The 17,103-nt window shown below is 45.1% G+C and carries 15 protein-coding genes; 8 read left to right on the forward strand and 7 right to left on the reverse strand.

All coding sequences use genetic code 11. The features are described from left to right. Positions 1–66: 66 nt before the first annotated feature. Entirely contained in the window at positions 67–504 is a 438-nt protein-coding gene (locus tag OH460_RS00005; RefSeq protein WP_171762518.1) for a MarR family winged helix-turn-helix transcriptional regulator, read from the reverse strand. A 127-nt stretch (positions 505–631) separates the two neighbouring features. Here OH460_RS00005 and OH460_RS00010 point away from each other — a divergent pair, with 127 nt between their 5' ends. Beyond that, the gene (locus OH460_RS00010; RefSeq protein WP_008216630.1) at positions 632–1,054 is read left to right on the forward strand and encodes an organic hydroperoxide resistance protein; all 423 of its coding nucleotides are present in this window, start codon (positions 632–634) and stop codon (positions 1,052–1,054) included. 90 nt (positions 1,055–1,144) lie between these two features. On the opposite strand, the gene OH460_RS00015 is transcribed toward OH460_RS00010, so the two are convergent. Beyond that, positions 1,145–3,124 (reverse strand): methyl-accepting chemotaxis protein, encoded by a 1,980-nt coding sequence (locus OH460_RS00015; RefSeq protein WP_269993828.1) that lies wholly within the window; start codon positions 3,122–3,124, stop codon positions 1,145–1,147. Between the two features lie 394 nt (positions 3,125–3,518). On the opposite strand from OH460_RS00015, the gene OH460_RS00020 reads away from it, so the two are divergent. Then, entirely contained in the window at positions 3,519–3,692 is a 174-nt protein-coding gene (locus OH460_RS00020) for a hypothetical protein (RefSeq protein WP_008216632.1), read from the forward strand. Here OH460_RS00020 and OH460_RS00025 read toward each other — a convergent pair. Together OH460_RS00025 and OH460_RS00030 are read right to left on the reverse strand one after the other, a co-directional pair. Then, a complete protein-coding gene (locus OH460_RS00025; RefSeq protein WP_269993836.1) occupies positions 3,689–4,573 on the reverse strand; it encodes an SDR family oxidoreductase in 885 nt (294 codons plus the stop codon). The two genes, OH460_RS00020 and OH460_RS00025, sit on opposite strands and share 4 nt — an antisense overlap. A 36-nt stretch (positions 4,574–4,609) precedes the next feature. Further along, positions 4,610–5,209 (reverse strand): hypothetical protein, encoded by a 600-nt coding sequence (locus OH460_RS00030; protein ID WP_269993838.1) that lies wholly within the window; start codon positions 5,207–5,209, stop codon positions 4,610–4,612. 202 nt (positions 5,210–5,411) lie between these two features. On the opposite strand from OH460_RS00030, the gene OH460_RS00035 reads away from it, so the two are divergent. Both OH460_RS00035 and OH460_RS00040 read left to right on the forward strand, forming a co-directional pair. Next, positions 5,412–5,957 carry a TetR/AcrR family transcriptional regulator gene (locus OH460_RS00035; protein ID WP_269993840.1) on the forward strand — a complete coding sequence of 182 codons (546 nt, stop codon included), beginning with the start codon at positions 5,412–5,414 and terminating at the stop codon, positions 5,955–5,957. A 168-nt stretch (positions 5,958–6,125) separates the two neighbouring features. Then, a complete protein-coding gene (locus OH460_RS00040) occupies positions 6,126–6,710 on the forward strand; it encodes a TetR/AcrR family transcriptional regulator (RefSeq protein WP_171731375.1) in 585 nt (194 codons plus the stop codon). A gap of 122 nt (positions 6,711–6,832) precedes the next feature. On the opposite strand, the gene OH460_RS00045 is transcribed toward OH460_RS00040, so the two are convergent. After that, the gene (locus OH460_RS00045; RefSeq protein WP_269993846.1) at positions 6,833–8,698 is read right to left on the reverse strand and encodes a fructose-specific PTS transporter subunit EIIC; all 1,866 of its coding nucleotides are present in this window, start codon (positions 8,696–8,698) and stop codon (positions 6,833–6,835) included. Positions 8,699–9,003: 305 nt separating this feature from the next. On the opposite strand from OH460_RS00045, the gene OH460_RS00050 reads away from it, so the two are divergent. Then, the gene (locus OH460_RS00050; protein WP_269993848.1) at positions 9,004–9,306 is read left to right on the forward strand and encodes a PTS fructose transporter subunit IIB; all 303 of its coding nucleotides are present in this window, start codon (positions 9,004–9,006) and stop codon (positions 9,304–9,306) included. Between the two features lie 7 nt (positions 9,307–9,313). After that, positions 9,314–10,087: a PTS sugar transporter subunit IIA gene (locus OH460_RS00055; RefSeq protein ID WP_269993850.1), complete on the forward strand. Its 774-nt coding sequence runs from the start codon at positions 9,314–9,316 to the stop codon at positions 10,085–10,087. A gap of 148 nt (positions 10,088–10,235) precedes the next feature. Here OH460_RS00055 and OH460_RS00060 read toward each other — a convergent pair whose 3' ends face one another. Then, positions 10,236–12,014, reverse strand: a complete 1,779-nt coding sequence (locus tag OH460_RS00060; RefSeq protein ID WP_102320883.1) for a sodium:solute symporter family transporter — start codon at positions 12,012–12,014, stop codon at positions 10,236–10,238. Between the two features lie 604 nt (positions 12,015–12,618). Continuing rightward, entirely contained in the window at positions 12,619–13,458 is an 840-nt protein-coding gene (locus tag OH460_RS00065; RefSeq protein ID WP_061033873.1) for a helix-turn-helix transcriptional regulator, read from the reverse strand. A 378-nt stretch (positions 13,459–13,836) separates the two neighbouring features. On the opposite strand from OH460_RS00065, the gene OH460_RS00070 reads away from it, so the two are divergent. Both OH460_RS00070 and manA read left to right on the forward strand, forming a co-directional pair. After that, positions 13,837–15,741 (forward strand): PTS fructose transporter subunit IIABC, encoded by a 1,905-nt coding sequence (locus OH460_RS00070; protein ID WP_269993857.1) that lies wholly within the window; start codon positions 13,837–13,839, stop codon positions 15,739–15,741. A gap of 93 nt (positions 15,742–15,834) precedes the next feature. After that, positions 15,835–17,052 (forward strand): mannose-6-phosphate isomerase, class I, encoded by a 1,218-nt coding sequence (gene manA / locus OH460_RS00075; protein WP_269993859.1) that lies wholly within the window; start codon positions 15,835–15,837, stop codon positions 17,050–17,052. The last annotated feature ends 51 nt before the right edge of the window (positions 17,053–17,103 follow it).

Raw genomic sequence — 17,103 nt, forward strand, 5'->3', positions numbered from 1 at the left:
TAACAGTAGATACTCACTGGCTTTTTCAGTATTTGAACGTTATTACTGAGAATTAAAGAGACGTTCTTATTGAGTTAAGTTGTCAAGTAACTGCTCACATTGCGCTTTGAGCGATGTAAGTTCGTTTTCATTCATCTTAGACAAACAAAATATCTCTTCTGGGACAGTTTGCGCGCGCTCTTTAAGTTCAGTCCCTACAGGAGTTAGCGTAATTACTCGCACTCGTTCATCTTCAGCACTACGTTTACGAAGCACATAACCTTTTGCTTCTAAACGCTTAAGTAATGGAGTCAAGGTTCCTGAATCTAAATGTGTTTTAGCGCCTAACGCTTTGACATTTATCTCTTGTTGCTCCCAAAGCACCATCATCACAATGTACTGTAAATAAGTAAGATCAAGCGCTTTCAGCAGAGGTTGATAAGCTCGACTCATTGCATTTGAAGCACTGTAAAGTGCAAAGCACACCTGATTATCTAACTTTAGATATTCATCTTGGTCGCTCACGATCACCTCATCAATAAATTAAATTGCACACAATATACTTGCACACATAAGTTTTATCAATTAAGCTCACCTTAAAATAAAGTTGCGCGCAATTTAATTTTACACAACTATTTTAAGGATTAAGACAATGACAACACTCTACACTACTTCTGCTACTGCAATTGCTGGTCGTAACGGCCAAGTTTCTACTGACGATAATTTGCTTTCTGTTGCATTAAGCTACCCGAAGGAAATGGGCGGTTCAGGTGAAGCAACGAACCCTGAGCAACTGTTTGCTGCGGGCTACTCTGCGTGTTTCTCAAATGCTCTACTTCACGTAGCGAAAGAAATGAAAATCAAGATTGCATCGGCGCCAACAACTGCAACGGTTGGTATCGGTCCAAATGAAAATGGTGGTTTTGCTTTAACCGTTTCATTAGCGATTGAGCTCGACTTGGCTCAAGAAGAGGCTGTTACGCTGGTAAAAACCGCTCACCAAGTTTGCCCATATTCAAATGCGGTTCGCGGCAACATTGATGTGAAATTGTCGGTTAACGGACAAGCGCTTTAGTCGCTTTACCCAAAAATATCCCACTAAAAAAATGTCCCGCATTAGGCGGGACATTTTTATATAAGATGGAAAACTTTTAACTCTGAAAGATTAGCTCTTAAACGTACTAGCGATCTCTTTCAATGAAGCCGCCAGTTCAGCTTGTTCTTTGGCGGTTGCTGCAATTTGAGTTGCGCCTGTGGTCGACTCCGTCGATTTCTGCTCAACCGCCATCACGTTTTGCGCGATATCTTGAGTCACAACGGCTTGCTCTTCCGTTGCTGTGGCGATCTGTTCGGTCATGCTAAATATCTCGCTTACCGATGCTGAGATACCTTGTAAGGTGTGCTCAACCTCTTTTGAATCCTCAACCGCTTTAGACGACATCTTCTGGCTGTTATCAATAACATTGAACGCCGTCTGCACATCAGACTGTAGCGAGCTGATAAAGCCTTCAATTTCAGCTGTCGATTGCTGGGTGCGCTGCGCCAGTGTACGAACTTCATCGGCTACGACCGCAAACCCACGACCTTGCTCACCCGCTCTTGCCGCTTCAATTGCCGCGTTCAATGCTAACAAGTTAGTCTGTTCAGCGACGGACTTAATCACATCAATCACACTGTTAATGTTATTACTGCTCTCATGTAAGTGCGTGATCTTTTCCGCTAGATCATTAATTTCAGATGCCAGTTTTTCAATCGAGTGATAAGAATCCTGAACTGTACTCAAACCTTCTTGTGACTGCTCATCGACCATTTTAGCAGAGCTGGCTGTCTGCTGAGTTTTTGCCGCGACTTCATTTACCGTAGCCGATAACTCTTCTGTCGCCGTCGCAACTAAACCGATTTGATCTTGTTGTTGAACCAGCGTATTCGAGTTGTAATGGCAAGTTTGTGAGGTTTCTTCAGCGGCTGAAGCCAAAGTAAGGCTCGAGTGAGACAGGTTGTCGATAACGTTTGAAAACTTCTCTAGAGTTTCGTTCAGTGCCGAAGAGATCTGTCCAAGTTCGCTGTTACCAACGTACTTAGCACGAACCGTTAGATCGTTGTCATTACGAACTTTAGACAACATCACTGTCAAGTCTTTCACTCTCATCGTCAGGTCGCTGATCGCTTTAAAGCTCACGAAAGTCGCAAACAACGTAATCAAAGCAAATAGACCGATACTCATCATCATCGCAGATTGCGCCTGTGACATCTTTTTCTCAGTCAACGCAATCAGTGACTCAGCAAGGTGGTTTTCTGTTTTCTTTAGCTGAACAATACGAGCGGTAGATTGAGAGAACCAGTACACAGGGTCGACATCAAAGCCACTCATCTTAGATTCAGCCAAACTACGAAGTTTTTCTACTTCTGCTACAGAGCGATCGTTTAACTGTTGCTCAAAGAAACGAACGTTCGCTGGGTTGCTCAACACTTCAAAATTCGAAAAGTAGGTATTTTGCTCTGTCACCAAAGAGATGAATTTCACCAGCATACCCGGGCCAAATTCATTTTTAGAAAAGGTGTTATTTAGGACAGCACGCTCGATACCCGCTCGCTCTTTACCTTGCAAGAAGTTGTAATAAGCGATGGTTTCTGTAGTGATAGTAGCATCAGAACTTAGCTCAGCAATTAATGCCGATACGCTAAGCAACTTTGCATTCAATTGGGTGTAGTAACCCAAGGCCTCAGAAAGTGGTATCGACTGAGAATCCACTCGATTTCGAATCGTCGTTATCTGATTAAGGCTTTGGCTTATCTCTGTGTTCAGGCGATTGATCTGTGGCAGATTGATATTGGCAGACTGCCAGTAATCGTTTCTTTCATTACGTCGGTTGTCAGCGTTGTTTCTCTGCGCGGCTAATTCACTGACAAACTTAGTTCCTTGAGAGCCAATAAAGCCAGCTGTCATGCCTCGCTCTTTTTGTAACTCATGCACTAACTCACTGTACACAACCGAAAGGCGTGTCAGTTGATTTAATGAGGACATTTCAGTCTTTGTTTCTACGCCTTTGGATATCGCAGAAACACTGAGCCAGAGAAACCCTAAGATCGGTAAAATAAGCAAAGTGATGATTTTTTGCTTAAAAGACATATCGGTTAATTTCATTTTTATTTCCTAGCGGCTAACGAATCTTTATCTATCGTGTAATTAGACACACTTCTAAAACGGTGTACCTTTACTGAGATCATAATAATATTTAGTTTTATCAATTACCGTGCCATATTGGACGACAATCGATAACGCTAGCATTTAACCTTACAAAATTCATTGACTTATTTATAAAACTGTTAGCTATGCAACTTTAGAAAACACAAAAAACGTGCAACAACATTTTTCCGACGCAAGTGACTGAAAAATGACAGTTTTTCATAACCCTAAAGAGGTACAAACACACCCTTTATCACCTCAGTTGTCGCTACATGTTCAGCGCCAACTATGTATAATGCCGGACTCAAAAAGTTACGAATTCAACTAACGTAGAAGCATAATTAGAGGTTTTATGGACTGTCCCGCTTGCGAAGAACATATTGGATGGGAATGGGTAGAAGAAGCAGCAATCGAACCCAATGAAGAATTCGATTGCCCAGAGTGTGAAGAAACATTGATGTACACTATCGATGAAGGCACCTATTACGGCGCGCAGCATAAAACCGTCGAAGTGGTCGACGACTAGCCCTTATTTGACTCGTTATTAAGCTGGGAAAAATGGTCACTTAAATGATGTTTTCCCACGCATGGCGCAATGGCATCACTTTCCATTGCGCTTAAGAAAAACTCCGCAGGCCCAACCCGACTTTCCGGTAGCCGCCTTATCACCCATAAAGCCAGTTTCCTCACCCAATCGGGAACATAAGTCATTCGCGCTGTTTTACCCTGAGATTGAAAAGCAAGCTCAGCTATTTGTGTTGCACTGAGGATATCAGGACCGCCCACATCCAATTCTTTTTCGTCATTAGGTAACGAAGCCAAGATAAATTCGGCTAGATCTATGCCATGAATTGCATTCAAACGAACATCTCCTGAACCAAAAAGGTGCACCCTTCCCGACTTAGCCATATTGTAGAGCTCTTCGATGTCAGCAAAAAATCCATTCGGACGAATCACACAAGGCGCTAAATGTTCTGATGCCAATAATCGCTGAGCAAAGCGCTCTTTGGCTTCAAGTAAACGAACATTTTTGATCACGTTCGCCCTAAATGCCGATACATAAACAAACTTCTTAACGCCTGCTCTCTCCGCTTCTTCCAACAAATTCAGGTTGGCTTGATAATCGACATCCATGTAACTCAGGCCCTCTTTCTGACGTGTAATACCAACGCAAGAGATGACGATATCCACTCCATCGCAGCACCCTTTTAGGCTCTCGGCATCGGTCACTTGTGCGATCTGAATTTGAGAATCGTTCAGACCGAGATCCTTCAACTTCAAAGCACTACGAGCTTGTGCTTTGAAGTCAGCATCACGCGCTTGGAGCGCTTCGATAAGGTGGCGACCTAAGTACCCTGTCGCCCCAGCCACTAGAATTCGGCTTTTGGGCTCATTCGTTACGTTCATTTATAGATAACCCCATTTATTACAAAGCTTCATTGATTAGATAGTTTCGTTTTCCGGACGGTAAGGCTCTTCTCGTAGAATATGGCTGATTAATAACTTCAAATAGAACACAGGTAAGAACCACTCTAAGCCGACCGGTGATTCCACAACATAAAGCGATAAGATCAAACTCAGTGTATACAGAATCAAAGCAACTGGACGTTGTAGATAGAGTGCAGTTTTCAATACCAAGGCACACGCCAACATCATGTAACCACCGGTCACCGCTACCCACATCAGGTTCATATCCAAAAACAGCCAACTGAATACTGTTAACTGAATAAAGTGAATAGCGATAAAGGTCATGTGTTGCTTAAAGCCTTCCCCTTCTCTGTGAAACCAGCGCTTGGCACTTGATGTCGCGTTGGTGATCACGCCACCCAACATGTCGATGGTTAACAGAACCGCTGCTAGATATTGTCCCCAAGACCAGCCCAACTCGGCATGATTGGCATACGCGGCAATCAATGCGCCCGCTATAAACGGTATGTACAGTTGCAGGTTCTTCTCTGCTGATGTCGCACCGGGACCGATAAATTTATCTAGCCCGCCTAAGAAGCCCGCTCTGAATGGGGGCAGGTTCCAATCAATTCTCATAGTTACCTCGAATAATCGTCGTTTGATTTTTATTTAGAACACTTGGTCTTTTTAAATTAGAACGAAGTTTAACCACTGTAAAGAATTATTTTGACCACTTGGACTAATTTAAACTAAGATGGCACTCATCAGCTGCATTAAGCTATTGCTTCAGTTGCCTAAATTGACTGAACCTTCAACTAACTAACTCCGAGGAAGACTCATGCCAAAGATCGTCGATCATGACAAAAGACGCGAAGAGATCGCTCTGAAAGCCGCTGGTGTGTTTTTGGAGTTCGGTTATAAAGAATTGGGAATGAGACAGCTGTGCTCACACCTCAACATGAGCAAAAGCGCGGTTTATCACTATTACAAAAGTAAAGATGAGCTGTTCAAGGCGGCGACCGAAGCCATTGTTCGACACGATAGCGGTAACCTCGCCGACTTGCCTCTAGCTGTGGATGCCACAACTGAGCAGAAGATTGAAAACTTCGTCCATATCTTTCAAGCGATAGAGTCACGCTACTTCCAAGAGATGAAATTGGTCTTTGATTACATTGATGTGATTGGTCAAGAAGCTGTGGCTGAAGATGCCAGCATCGAAATTGCCAACAATAAGTATCAACAACTGCTCGCCCAATACATCGATGCCGAGAATGCGATTGAGCTGTATAGCATCCTTATCGGCCTGCTGACACACCAAACCTTATGTGGTGGCAAGCTTGAACCTGAGTATGTGCGTTCCGTGGCAAGCAAATACTTAGCCTAACCGGTCTCTCGAAAAGTAAGAACATAGCTAAACAGTATCAAAGGCTTAGTTACTTTAAGACGCTCAAGTAAGATCGATTGCCCTCAAGCGGATCTAATCACCGCTTTACTAGAACGAACGTTCAGCATAAAATATTGAACATATGTTCAGATTAATGAAGTAGATGTTATGGCCAAGACCGCGAAATTCGATAGACAAGACGTAGTAGATAAAGCAACGAACCTATATTGGGAAAAGGGCTTTCACGCGACTTCTATGCGTAACCTGCAAGACGTGATTGATATGCGTCCGGGTAGCATCTACGCGACATTTGGCAGCAAAGAAGGTTTGTTTAAAGAGACTCTTGCTCGCTATACCGAACTTGGCATTCTCAACCTGAACCGCTTTCGCAGCGAAACAGACTCACCAATCAAGGCGCTTGAAAGCTTCGTAAAACGTGCTGTGGTCGAATCAAAACAAAGTTCGCCAAATGGCATGTGTATGCTGGCAAAAACGGTAGCAGAACTGACTGATGAACACGCCGAATTATTAGAAGAAGCGAAGAAATCACTGAAGATCATGGAAGGTGAGTTCGCTAAGCTGATTGCCGAGGCTCAAGAGCTCGGTGAGATAAACAAAGAACGTGAACCGACTCAACTTGCTCGACATGTTCAAGTTCAGATCGCAGGCCTGCGTACCTACGCGAAAACCTGTGACGACATCGATCTACTTAACTCAATGGTTGAAGACGTATTTAAGTATCATCCTTTTTAAAAACTGAACTTGTTTTAGAAGCCATACAAAAAGACTCCACTGTTAGCCTAGAGCGCTAGAGCGGAGTCTTTTTAGTTTTGATCTAGTTAACTTAATAGATGATTAACTTTCGTGTTTAAGGGTTACACCTTTCTCATGATCAACGCCTGCGCATTAAGCATCGCCTCTTTGGTGCTGACATCTAACGTTTTGACGTTCGCAAAGCGCTCGACTTCTTTAATCGCCACATCGTGAGCGAAGATCACCAACCTCGCCCTTTCGATGTCTTTTGGTGTGATGCGATTACCAATCCCGTTAGCACCTTGTGTTTCGACTTTAATCCGAACCCCGAGATGATGCGCCGCTTTTTCTAAAGACTTAGCCGCCAAGAAAGTATGAGCAACACCTGATGGGCATGAAGTAATTGCCAACACATCCGCTTGCCCTTCTTCTGTTACCGAACCACCGGCAGACTGATAAGAAAGTTCGTCACCTTCTACCACATTCTTTTTAAGCAGTATCACGATGAATGCCGTGGTTAGCGCCCCCGCAAGTGTGCCAATAATGTAGCCAAGTTTGCCATCAACCACAGGCAGAACAATCCAACCGCCCCATGGTGCATGGTTTACCACATGGAACATAAAACCAACCACATTACCGACAATGCCACCAGCAACCACAGCAGGCAGCACTCGCGCAGGGTCGGCGGCAGCAAAAGGAATCGCACCTTCACTGATACCGATCATACCCATGATACCTGCGGCTTTGCCTGCTTCACGTTCGTCTCGCTTGAACTTCTTCGGTGAAAGGAAAGTCGCCAAAGCCATACCCAGTGGCGGCGTACAAATCGCAATGCCAACGCCACCCATCAACCAAGGCTGAGTATTCACCTGCGTTTGAGCAAACAGTGTAGCGACCTTGTTGATTGGGCCGCCCATATCAAAGGCCGTCATCGCGCCTAAAATACTACCGAGTACCATTTTTCCTGAGCCAGCCATACCCGTCAGCATTTGATTCATCTCAAGCATCACTTGGGCTATCGGGGAACCAATCACCCACATCACAGCACCACAGGTTACAAAGGTGCCAACTAACGGATAAATGAAAATAGAGCTCAGCGAGATCATGCTGTCTGGCAGCTTGATCCTTTTAAGTAGATTCACCACAAAGCCAGCAAAGAAGCCGACCACTATCGCCCCAAGAAAACCAGTGTTGTATTGGTTCACCGCCACCCAAGAACCAATCATACCGGGCGCTAAACCCGGTTTGTCGGCCATTGAGTACGCAATGTAGCCGCCTAGAACCGCAGTAAACAAGGTTAAACCTGCAATGCCCATCTGTGCGATATCTGCCAGAACACCGCTCTCTGGTACTGCACCATGACCTGAAATCATCACCGACAAAGACAACAACACACCGCCCGCGATCACGAACGGAATCATGTGCGAAGTGCCATACAGCAAATGCTCTTTCAAGCGATTAAGAGACTGCGCCCAAGGACTGAGCGGCTCAACGTACACTTCATGATGGCTAGAGGCATAGCTATCGAAAGAGTCGGAATTGGCTTCAAGAAACAGCTCTTGAGCCTCTTCGACCGACTCGACAGCCTTTAATTTTGTAACAAAGTCATCTTCAATCAGTTTGGTCGAGATCTGAGCCAGCACCTCGATATGGTGATCGTCATTGTTGTCTGGCGAAGCGAGCATAAAAAACACATCAGACAGCTCACCGCCATCGGCACCATAATCAATCCCCGTTCGGCTGATACCTACAGCAACAGCAGGTTTAGCAACGGCAGTACTTTTCGCATGTGGAATCGCAATACCATCATCAAATCCCGTATTGCCAATCGCCTCACGCTTCCAGATATCATCAAGGAATTCACTTTTATTCGAGAGCTTACCAGCACGATCGAGTAGTTCGACAAGCTCTTCAAATACCGCCTGTTTAGAGTCTGCTTGTAGTTCTAAGCAGATGATCTCGGGCTCGATAATGTTAGTGATATCCATGGTTTACTCTGCCTCGCCTGATTTCAGACTGAAGTAATTAGGTTCTTCCGACCTAAATTAAAATTCGATGTTAGTAGGATGAAAAGATTAGCGGTGTGTCGTTGATCATCATATAGGACGAAAGGTGCATTAACTGGATTATTGTAACCAAGAGCTCAGAGTGTGACTTTCACCTTGGAATAAAAAACGGCAATCCATAAAATCCACAGAACCCATAAACGTATCGCCCCTACGGTATGCTCCCGGTCTATACTGGGTTTTCCCATACCAAGTAGTAAAATGACGACATTAAGCCGAGAATAATAATGAGAATTGTAGCGGTAACTGCGTGCCCTACAGGCATTGCACACACCTATATGGCAGCTGATGCATTAAATAAAACAGCCCCTAAATTCAATGTTTCAATCAAGGTTGAAACACAAGGTGCTATGGGTATTGAAAACTTACTCTCTGCACAGGACATTACTCTCGCAGACAAAGTGTTGATCGTTTCAGATATCGACATCGAACAACCAAGCCGATTCGACCCAGTTAAAACCGTATTCATTCCTATGGAAGAAGTATTATTGAGTGTCGATAAGGTTTTCATCAAGTATTGTCGGGCTTAAGCCTTTCATGAACGAATATCAGATCACCTTCTTTGTTGCCGACCCAACGGCGAACTCACATGTCGCCCAGCCGCTTGCTCGCTTAGCGAAAAAGTTCAAAAGCAACATCCGCATTATCAACATCACTCAAAACCGAACGGCCGATCTCTCCAAATCGGTCGCGATGTTGCAAGTGGGTTTACTTCGTGGCGATTTGTGTCAGATAACCGCAGTCGGTATTGATGCCGAGCTGGCCTGTTTCGTTCTTAAAGATGTGGTTGCAGAGCATTACACCATGGTTGGCTCACAAGTGAACCATGAGTTCTCGAACGACTTAATCCAGCGCATGCCGCAGATATGCCCACCTTGTGACATCAAGTGGCACCATGCCAAAGCACAAACTCAACTGACCAAGTTTGAATGTCTAAAAGGGCTTGCTCATCTCGTGTATCCAGAAGATCCGGATGAACTGATTCTTGCATTTATTAAACGAGAGGAACGCTCGTCTACGTGTGTATCCCCAGGGATCGCATTGCCCCATGTGATGTTTGAATCGACCCAAGATCTCTCGATCGCAGTCATCGTCAGTGACGACCCGATTGATTGGGCTTCACGCATTGGTGAGGTGCACGTTGCCATCGCTTTGGTACTGCCTACCAAGCCACAGCGAGAACATATTGTGGCGGCCACCAACCTAACCAGAAACCTGCTTCACGATCAGGTCAATGAGCGTTTACAAAAGACTCGAAGCAGTGTCGACCTACAAGCTTTGCTCATGTACATCTCTTCTCGTCTGATTTAGTTCATTTCGCCCTTTTAAATTCATCTCCTTAATCAACTAAGTGACTCACTCCATTGGTTGTAACTCCATGGTTCACATAATAAAAAACGGCTGAGCAATCACGCTCAGCCGTTCTATTTTCAATGGCTCATCGAGTGGGTTTAGTTACCTAAGCCGTTTTGTTCTCTTGTTTCGCATCTTCCACCGAGTCGTCCACGGCTTTCACCAGCATCAGACCGACGATGAACACGATACCGCCACACAGTACGAACATCATTCTTCCCCAGAATGGGTTCGGTAGAGCAAACATCGCCATCACTGCCACACCAGACACTGCAATCAGTGAGCCCAGCATGTGACGTTGTTTGTTATCCAGTTTCTTCTGCGCTGTTGATTCAGAAACCAATGGCGTCGCAAGATTGTTGAAGAAGGTATCCACATCTTTCTGACGAGACGCCTCTAGTGGTTTGTAGAACAGAGTCGAAAGAACAAAGAAGCCGCCCGTAAACACTAGGTGTGCAATCAGACCTACTGCTACTTTCAAGTCAGACCATTCGCGGCTCGTTAGCGGCTCTAGGTTAAACAAGTTCTGTAGCATTTCGGCGGTAATCACGAAGCCAACGATGTAAGAAACAATCGCACCGACTACTAGCGTACCCCAACCTGCCCAGTCCGGAGTCTTCTTAAGGAAGAAGCCACAGAATGCTGGAATAGTCATTGGGAAGCCAATCAACGCACCCACATACATCATGGTGTCGAACAAGCTCAAACCTTTTAGCGAGTTAATGAACAGCGCGATAAGGATGATGGCAAGACCGAAGAAGGTAGACATCAACTTAGACACTATCATCAGCTCTTTCTCTGTCGCGTTTGGACGAAGAATCGGTTGGTAGAAGTTGATTACAAAGATACCTGAGTTACGGTTTAAGCCCGAGTCCATTGAAGACATGGTTGCTGCGAACATTGCTGCGATCAGAAGCCCCACCATACCTGCTGGCATGTATTGCTCTACGAAGTATAGATAAGCAAAGTCACCTGCTTTAGAACCTGCATCTGGGTAATGTGCTGCCAGGTCAACGCCTTGTCCTGCTACAAACCAAGGTGGCATGAACCAAATAATTGGACCGATGGTCATCAGGATACACGCCAACAGAGCCGCTTTTTTCGCGTTCTTCGAGTCTTTTGCCGCTAGGTAACGGTAAGAATTCAACATGTTGTTGGTGATACTGAACTGTTTGAAGAAGATGAAGAATGCCCAGATTCCGAAGATGCTTACGTAGTTCAGATTGTTACCAGAAACGAATGAAGCGCCTTCAGCTACTGGGAAGTCTTTAACGATTTCAGTAACGCCACCACCTTGCACGATAGCCACCGCAGCACACGTTACGGTTACCGCCATGATGATAACCATCTGCATGAAGTCAGACGCGATAACTGCCCATGAGCCGCCTGTCACCGACATAACAAGTACAACAAGACCAGTCAGAACGATGGTTGTCGTCATATCGAAGCCAAAGATGCCCGATGCGATGATCGCCAAACCGTTCAGCCAGATACCCGCAGAAACGATACTGTTCGGCATACCAGACCAAGTAAATACTTGCTCGTTGAAGCTACCAAAACGCATACGGATCGCGTCAATTGGTGTTACCACACGTAGTTGACGGAATTTCGGAGCGAAGTACAGGTAGTTCATCAGGTAACCAAATGCGTTCGCTAAGAAGATAACCGCGACAGCCATACCATCGGCATACGCTTTACCCGCTGCGCCAGTGAAGGTCCAAGCACTGAACTGAGTCATAAACGCAGTCGCACCAACCATCCACCAAAGCATGTTACCGCCCCCGCGGAAATAATCACTGGTTGTACTGGTGAACGTTCTAAACATCCAACCTATTGCTATAAGGAAAAGGAAATAAATTCCTACGATCAGAGTATTGAGTTCCATGTATAAGTCTTCTTTATTATTAATATCTGAAGAGCATATTATCCGTAGAAATTTTAATTTGTAGTATTATAAGTCAAGGTTGTGATAGACCGTATAAACTTGAATATTTGATTTTTAGGCATGAATGAAACATTAATAAATAAAGAATAGAGCACCATGAACTAAGCATTAAAAATCAATACCTTACAAACATTTAAATCAATAACCCAGCCAGAAACAATTAACTTTTGTCGTCTCGATAAATAGATTTTAATTTACTTAAAATTAATTTAATGCATCCAACTAATATCTGAATTATTAGACGTTTGATTCAATAAATAGAGCGAAAAAAACAATAAATAGCTCGCAAAACCACCTCTTATTGTTATTAATCGGCGTTATCTAGAGAATCGCGGAAAATACACAAACCATGAGAGTCGGTTTAGTAATAGATAAGAGAAAGCCGTTGAAAAGAGGAAACTTAGAGGAAAGCAAAAATCAAATTGATTACCACAACACAGGGTCAGTTACGGTAATCAAGTCATACAAAATACGGTCGTATAAGACCAGTTCGAGAAGCTAGTTTGAAACGGATAATTTGAAACAGTATCAGATTAAAACGGTATCAGATTGAACCGCGGTATTCGGTTGGGGTTCTTCCAGTACGGTTTTTAAAAACTCGGCAGAAGTAGTTCACGTCTTTAAAGCCGCAACGTACCGACACTTCATTGAGTTTGAAGTTGTATTTCTTAAGCATGAACTTGGCGCGGTCGACTCGCACGCGCGTGATGTACTCGGCCAACGTCATATGCCCTTGCTGGCGGAACATTCGTGACAAATGGTTGGATGAAATGCTAAAGCGCGAGGCGATACTGTCACGGGTGATATGGCGGTGGAAGTTCTCTTGAATGTAGATACAAATTCCCTGATACACATCCTGTACTCGGCTGTGAGATTTCTCGACGGGCGCATCTAGCATGGTTTTGCTGTATTGCAGCAGCGCTTGCAGTAATAGCTCATCCATCGGCTGCTTATTACTCTCCCTCGCGAGTGAGCTGAGCGCCTCTAGAATGTTATCAATCGCAAAACCCGAGCGAGTCTGAATACTGTGTTTTTGAATATCGTAAAAGCTCTCTTCTCCTTTGCGCTTGCTCACCAAACTTAAACCAAGCTGACGACGTCCAAACAACATACTCAGTACCGAACAATCAGTATCCCAGTTCGGCTTGTTCCAGCAGTTAGGCGGGATGAAAATCGCATCTCCTGCTTTCGCGACAACGTTGGTGATCTTACGATCATGACTCTCCATTTCATTAATATACTCACCGTCAAGCACCAGCTCTAAGCGCGGAAAGTTCACCTGATAGCTGAATGCTGATGGCGTGTGAAAATCTCCCGCAAACCAGATGTTGTGAAACGGTTCTCGCTCGTTTAATACCGACGAGATTAAGTCATGAAAAATCATTTATTCGAACTCTTATGGGCAGCAATAAGGCTACGGGAATAGATATACTCCTTAGTGAAACATAGCGCTATTGAGCAAAATCACAATTTGAGATCTAGGTTACAAAAATCCAGTAGTGGGAATAAATCTCCAGTCGAAAATCTGATATAGCACATTGTTCCCCCGATAACTCTACACGCCAAACCCCTTGTAAATAAAAGCCTCAAACAAGCTCAACCTATGTCAATAGAGGCCGAAAAACGCGCCACTAACCGATCAAAATCACACTCCATTTATAAGGCAACAATCATCCAGTAAATGCGTTTTTTCTTCACTACAGAAGGCAAGTAATCAATTTCAGAATACCCCTAACAAAATAAAAAAGAGTAGGGGTTCATTATGATCACAACATTGATCAATCAAGATTTGATTAAGCTTTCGCTTAGCGCCAATTCCAAAGAAGACGTATTTAAAGAGCTGATAGACGTGCTGTACGCACAAGGTCGCATTTCAAACAAAGCGCAGTTTCTTGCCGACATTAAAGCGCGAGAAGAACAAGGCAACACAGGGTTTGAAGAAGGCATCGCCCTACCACACGCGAAAAGCAGCGCAGTGATCAAACCTGCAGTTGTTATCGGTGTCCACAAAGAAGGGATCGAGTACGGTGCCGATGATGGTCAGCCATCAAAACTGTTCTTTATGATTGCCTCTCCCGATGGCGGCGACAACCACCACATCGAAGTATTGGCAGAGCTTTCTTCAAAACTGATTGAAGAAGGTTTTATCGAAAACTTCATGAATGCCGACTCTGAACAAGCGGCGTTAGAGCTACTGCTTACCAAACCTGAACCTGCTGAAACAGAAACCAATATTGAGAAACAAGGCTTCATCATTGGTGTGACAGGCTGCCCCGCTGGCGTCGCACACACCTATTTAGCAGCGGAAGCGCTAGAGAAAGGCGCAGCGGCGCTTGGTTACGATGTTAAGGTCGAAACCAACGGCTCTATCGGCGTTAAAAACAGCCCTACTCAAGAAGATATTGAACGTGCTGACGCAATTGTTGTGGCTTGTGACAAACAGGTCGACATGGCTCGCTTTGCTGGCAAACGCGTCATCTGCACTAACGTAAAAGCGCCAATCAAAGACGCACAAGGCTTGATCAAACAAGCTCTCAACGCACCAAGTTATCAAGCAGAACAAGCTCCAACCAACCAATCCGTTGCCGAAAAAGCATCACAAGCGCGTTCAGACCTTTATCGTTACTTGATGAATGGCGTATCACACATGATCCCATTCGTAGTGACGGGCGGCCTTTTGATTGCCCTAGCCTTAGCGATTGGTGGCGAGCCAAGTGAATCTGGCATGGCGATTCCTGCTGGCAGCATGTGGAACCAAATCCTAGAAGTGGGCGTGGTTGCCTTCACCCTAATGATCCCAATCTTGGCTGGCTACATTGCTTACGCGATTGCTGACCGTCCAGCTCTAACTCCAGGTCTAATTGGCGGTTGGATTGCCAACAACGGTTCTTTCTATGGCGCTGATGCTGGTACAGGCTTTATTGGCGCAATCATCGCAGGTCTATTAGTCGGTTACTTTGTTAAATGGATTACCTCGTTTAACTACCACAAGTTCGTTCAACCGCTTGTGCCTATCATGATCGCTCCGATCACTGGCTCTCTGTTTATTGCTGGTCTGTTCATCTTTGTTATCGGCGCTCCAATTGCTGGGCTGATGGATGCTCTTACTGCGCTACTTACTAGCATGAGCACAGGCAACGTGGTTTTGCTTGGCATCGTACTGGGTGGCATGGCTGGCTTTGATATGGGTGGCCCGTTCAACAAAGTGGCGTTCCTATTCTCAGTCGGCATGATTGCTAGCGGTCAAACTCAATTCATGGGTGCCATGGCGTGTGCAATCCCTGTCGCTCCACTGGGTATGGCTATCGCAACCAGACTCGGCCGTAAGTTCGACCTATTCGAATCTTCTGAAATTGAAGCGGGTAAAGCAGCAGGCGCGATGGGCTTAGTCGGTATCTCTGAAGGTGCGATTCCTTTCGCGGCTCAAGATCCAATGTCAGTTATCCCAGCCAACGTGCTTGGCTCAATGACTGCTGCGGTTATGGCGTTCTCATTTGGTATTACCAACAGTGTTGCTCACGGTGGCCCAGTAGTCGCTCTACTTGGCGCAATGAACTACCCAATGCTGGCGCTTCTGTGCATGGCATCAGGTGCGGGTGTTACTGCGGTTACTTGTATCGCGCTTAAAAATCTACGCAAAGCCAAGCTGACAGCAGCAGCGGCTTAAGCCATTTCAACTCCAATGGCTTGAGCCCTTCTACTCTTGAATTTCAGTAAAACAAGTAGAGCTCAAGCCATGTTTCCCTTCATGGTGATTTCGATGTCTGATTTTTCTTTAGCGAACGATTCGTTCGTACAACGCTTTTTCTACCCTATGACCAACGTGATTCAAAACTACGCATGGGGTAGCCCTTCTTCGTTCAGCCAATTGTTTGGTATTGATAACCAGTCTGGTGAGCCGCAAGCGGAGATCTGGATGGGCGCTCACCCGAATGGTTGCTCTATGGTCACTGACAACGGGCAGCAGACCACATTATCGAGCTTGATTTCTAAGAACCTAAACCTGTTTTTAAGCGAGAAAGTGGCGAGTCGTTTTGGCGAACTGCCGTACCTATTCAAAGTGTTAGCGGCGGAGAAAGCACTCTCTGTTCAAGTTCACCCAAACAAGCAACAAGCCGAATCTGGCTATGCTCTAGAAGAGCAGCAAGGCATTCCGATGACAGCGGGAAACCGTAACTACAAGGATCCTAATCACAAGCCAGAACTGGTGTATGCCCTAACCGACTACACGGCGATGAATGGCTTTAGGTCGATCAGTGAGATCCTTGAGCATTTTCATTACCTCGACATTCCTGAGTTATATTCGATGGTAAACGATCTCGCGGGCGATCAAACACCCAATGGCTTAGCCTGTTTTTTTGCAAGCTTATTGTCTTTGGAAGGTGAACAAAAAGGCATGGCGCTTACCATGTTGATCATGAAGGCTAAGCTTTCTGATAAACGTGTATTCCAATTGATTTCAGAACTGGAAGATCAATACCCAGGTGATGTCGGCCTGTTTGCTCCGCTACTATTGAACGTGATTACGCTAAAGCCGGGGCAAGCCATGTATCTAGATGCAGAAACGCCCCACGCTTACATCAAAGGCACTGGCCTAGAGATCATGGCGAACTCCGATAATGTACTGCGTGCCGGGTTAACGCCTAAGTACATGGACGTGAACGAGCTGGTTTCTTGTACTCGATTTAATGAAAAGCCTGCGGATAGATTACTGCTAAGCCCGATTGAGCAAGGTGATGTGATGGAGTACGAAATTCCAGTCGAGGATTTTAAGTTCTCTATCGTGCAAAATTCGCAGCAACGCCTGATCACAACCGAAGGCGCCGAGATCCTATTGCCGCTCGACGAATCTATGGTGCTCACTCATCAATGTGGTGAAACCTGCGTGATAGAGAAAGGCCAATCCGTGTTTATTCCTGCTTATGCTGAGAGTTACAAACTGGATTGCGTTGGACGCGTAGCGCGCGCTTACAGCTAGCTCCATCACCACTAATCACACTATCTATGCCCTGCTTTTGCGGGGCATTTT

It is taken from the genome of Vibrio sp. Makdt (genome assembly GCF_027587015.1).
GTDB lineage: Bacteria > Pseudomonadota > Gammaproteobacteria > Enterobacterales > Vibrionaceae > Vibrio > Vibrio chagasii_B.

Coding starts and splice junctions, on each gene's coding strand:
- OH460_RS00025 (WP_269993836.1), bottom strand. CDS start 4,573: ATGAACGTAACGAATGAGCCCAAAAGCCGAATTCTAGTGGCTGGGGCG.
- OH460_RS00050 (WP_269993848.1), top strand. CDS start 9,004: ATGAGAATTGTAGCGGTAACTGCGTGCCCTACAGGCATTGCACACACC.
- OH460_RS00010 (WP_008216630.1), top strand. CDS start 632: ATGACAACACTCTACACTACTTCTGCTACTGCAATTGCTGGTCGTAAC.
- OH460_RS00045 (WP_269993846.1), bottom strand. CDS start 8,698: ATGGATATCACTAACATTATCGAGCCCGAGATCATCTGCTTAGAACTA.
- manA (WP_269993859.1), top strand. CDS start 15,835: ATGTCTGATTTTTCTTTAGCGAACGATTCGTTCGTACAACGCTTTTTC.
- OH460_RS00055 (WP_269993850.1), top strand. CDS start 9,314: ATGAACGAATATCAGATCACCTTCTTTGTTGCCGACCCAACGGCGAAC.
- OH460_RS00040 (WP_171731375.1), top strand. CDS start 6,126: ATGGCCAAGACCGCGAAATTCGATAGACAAGACGTAGTAGATAAAGCA.
- OH460_RS00020 (WP_008216632.1), top strand. CDS start 3,519: ATGGACTGTCCCGCTTGCGAAGAACATATTGGATGGGAATGGGTAGAA.
- OH460_RS00030 (WP_269993838.1), bottom strand. CDS start 5,209: ATGAGAATTGATTGGAACCTGCCCCCATTCAGAGCGGGCTTCTTAGGC.
- OH460_RS00060 (WP_102320883.1), bottom strand. CDS start 12,014: ATGGAACTCAATACTCTGATCGTAGGAATTTATTTCCTTTTCCTTATA.
- OH460_RS00035 (WP_269993840.1), top strand. CDS start 5,412: ATGCCAAAGATCGTCGATCATGACAAAAGACGCGAAGAGATCGCTCTG.
- OH460_RS00070 (WP_269993857.1), top strand. CDS start 13,837: ATGATCACAACATTGATCAATCAAGATTTGATTAAGCTTTCGCTTAGC.
- OH460_RS00065 (WP_061033873.1), bottom strand. CDS start 13,458: ATGATTTTTCATGACTTAATCTCGTCGGTATTAAACGAGCGAGAACCG.
- OH460_RS00015 (WP_269993828.1), bottom strand. CDS start 3,124: ATGAAATTAACCGATATGTCTTTTAAGCAAAAAATCATCACTTTGCTT.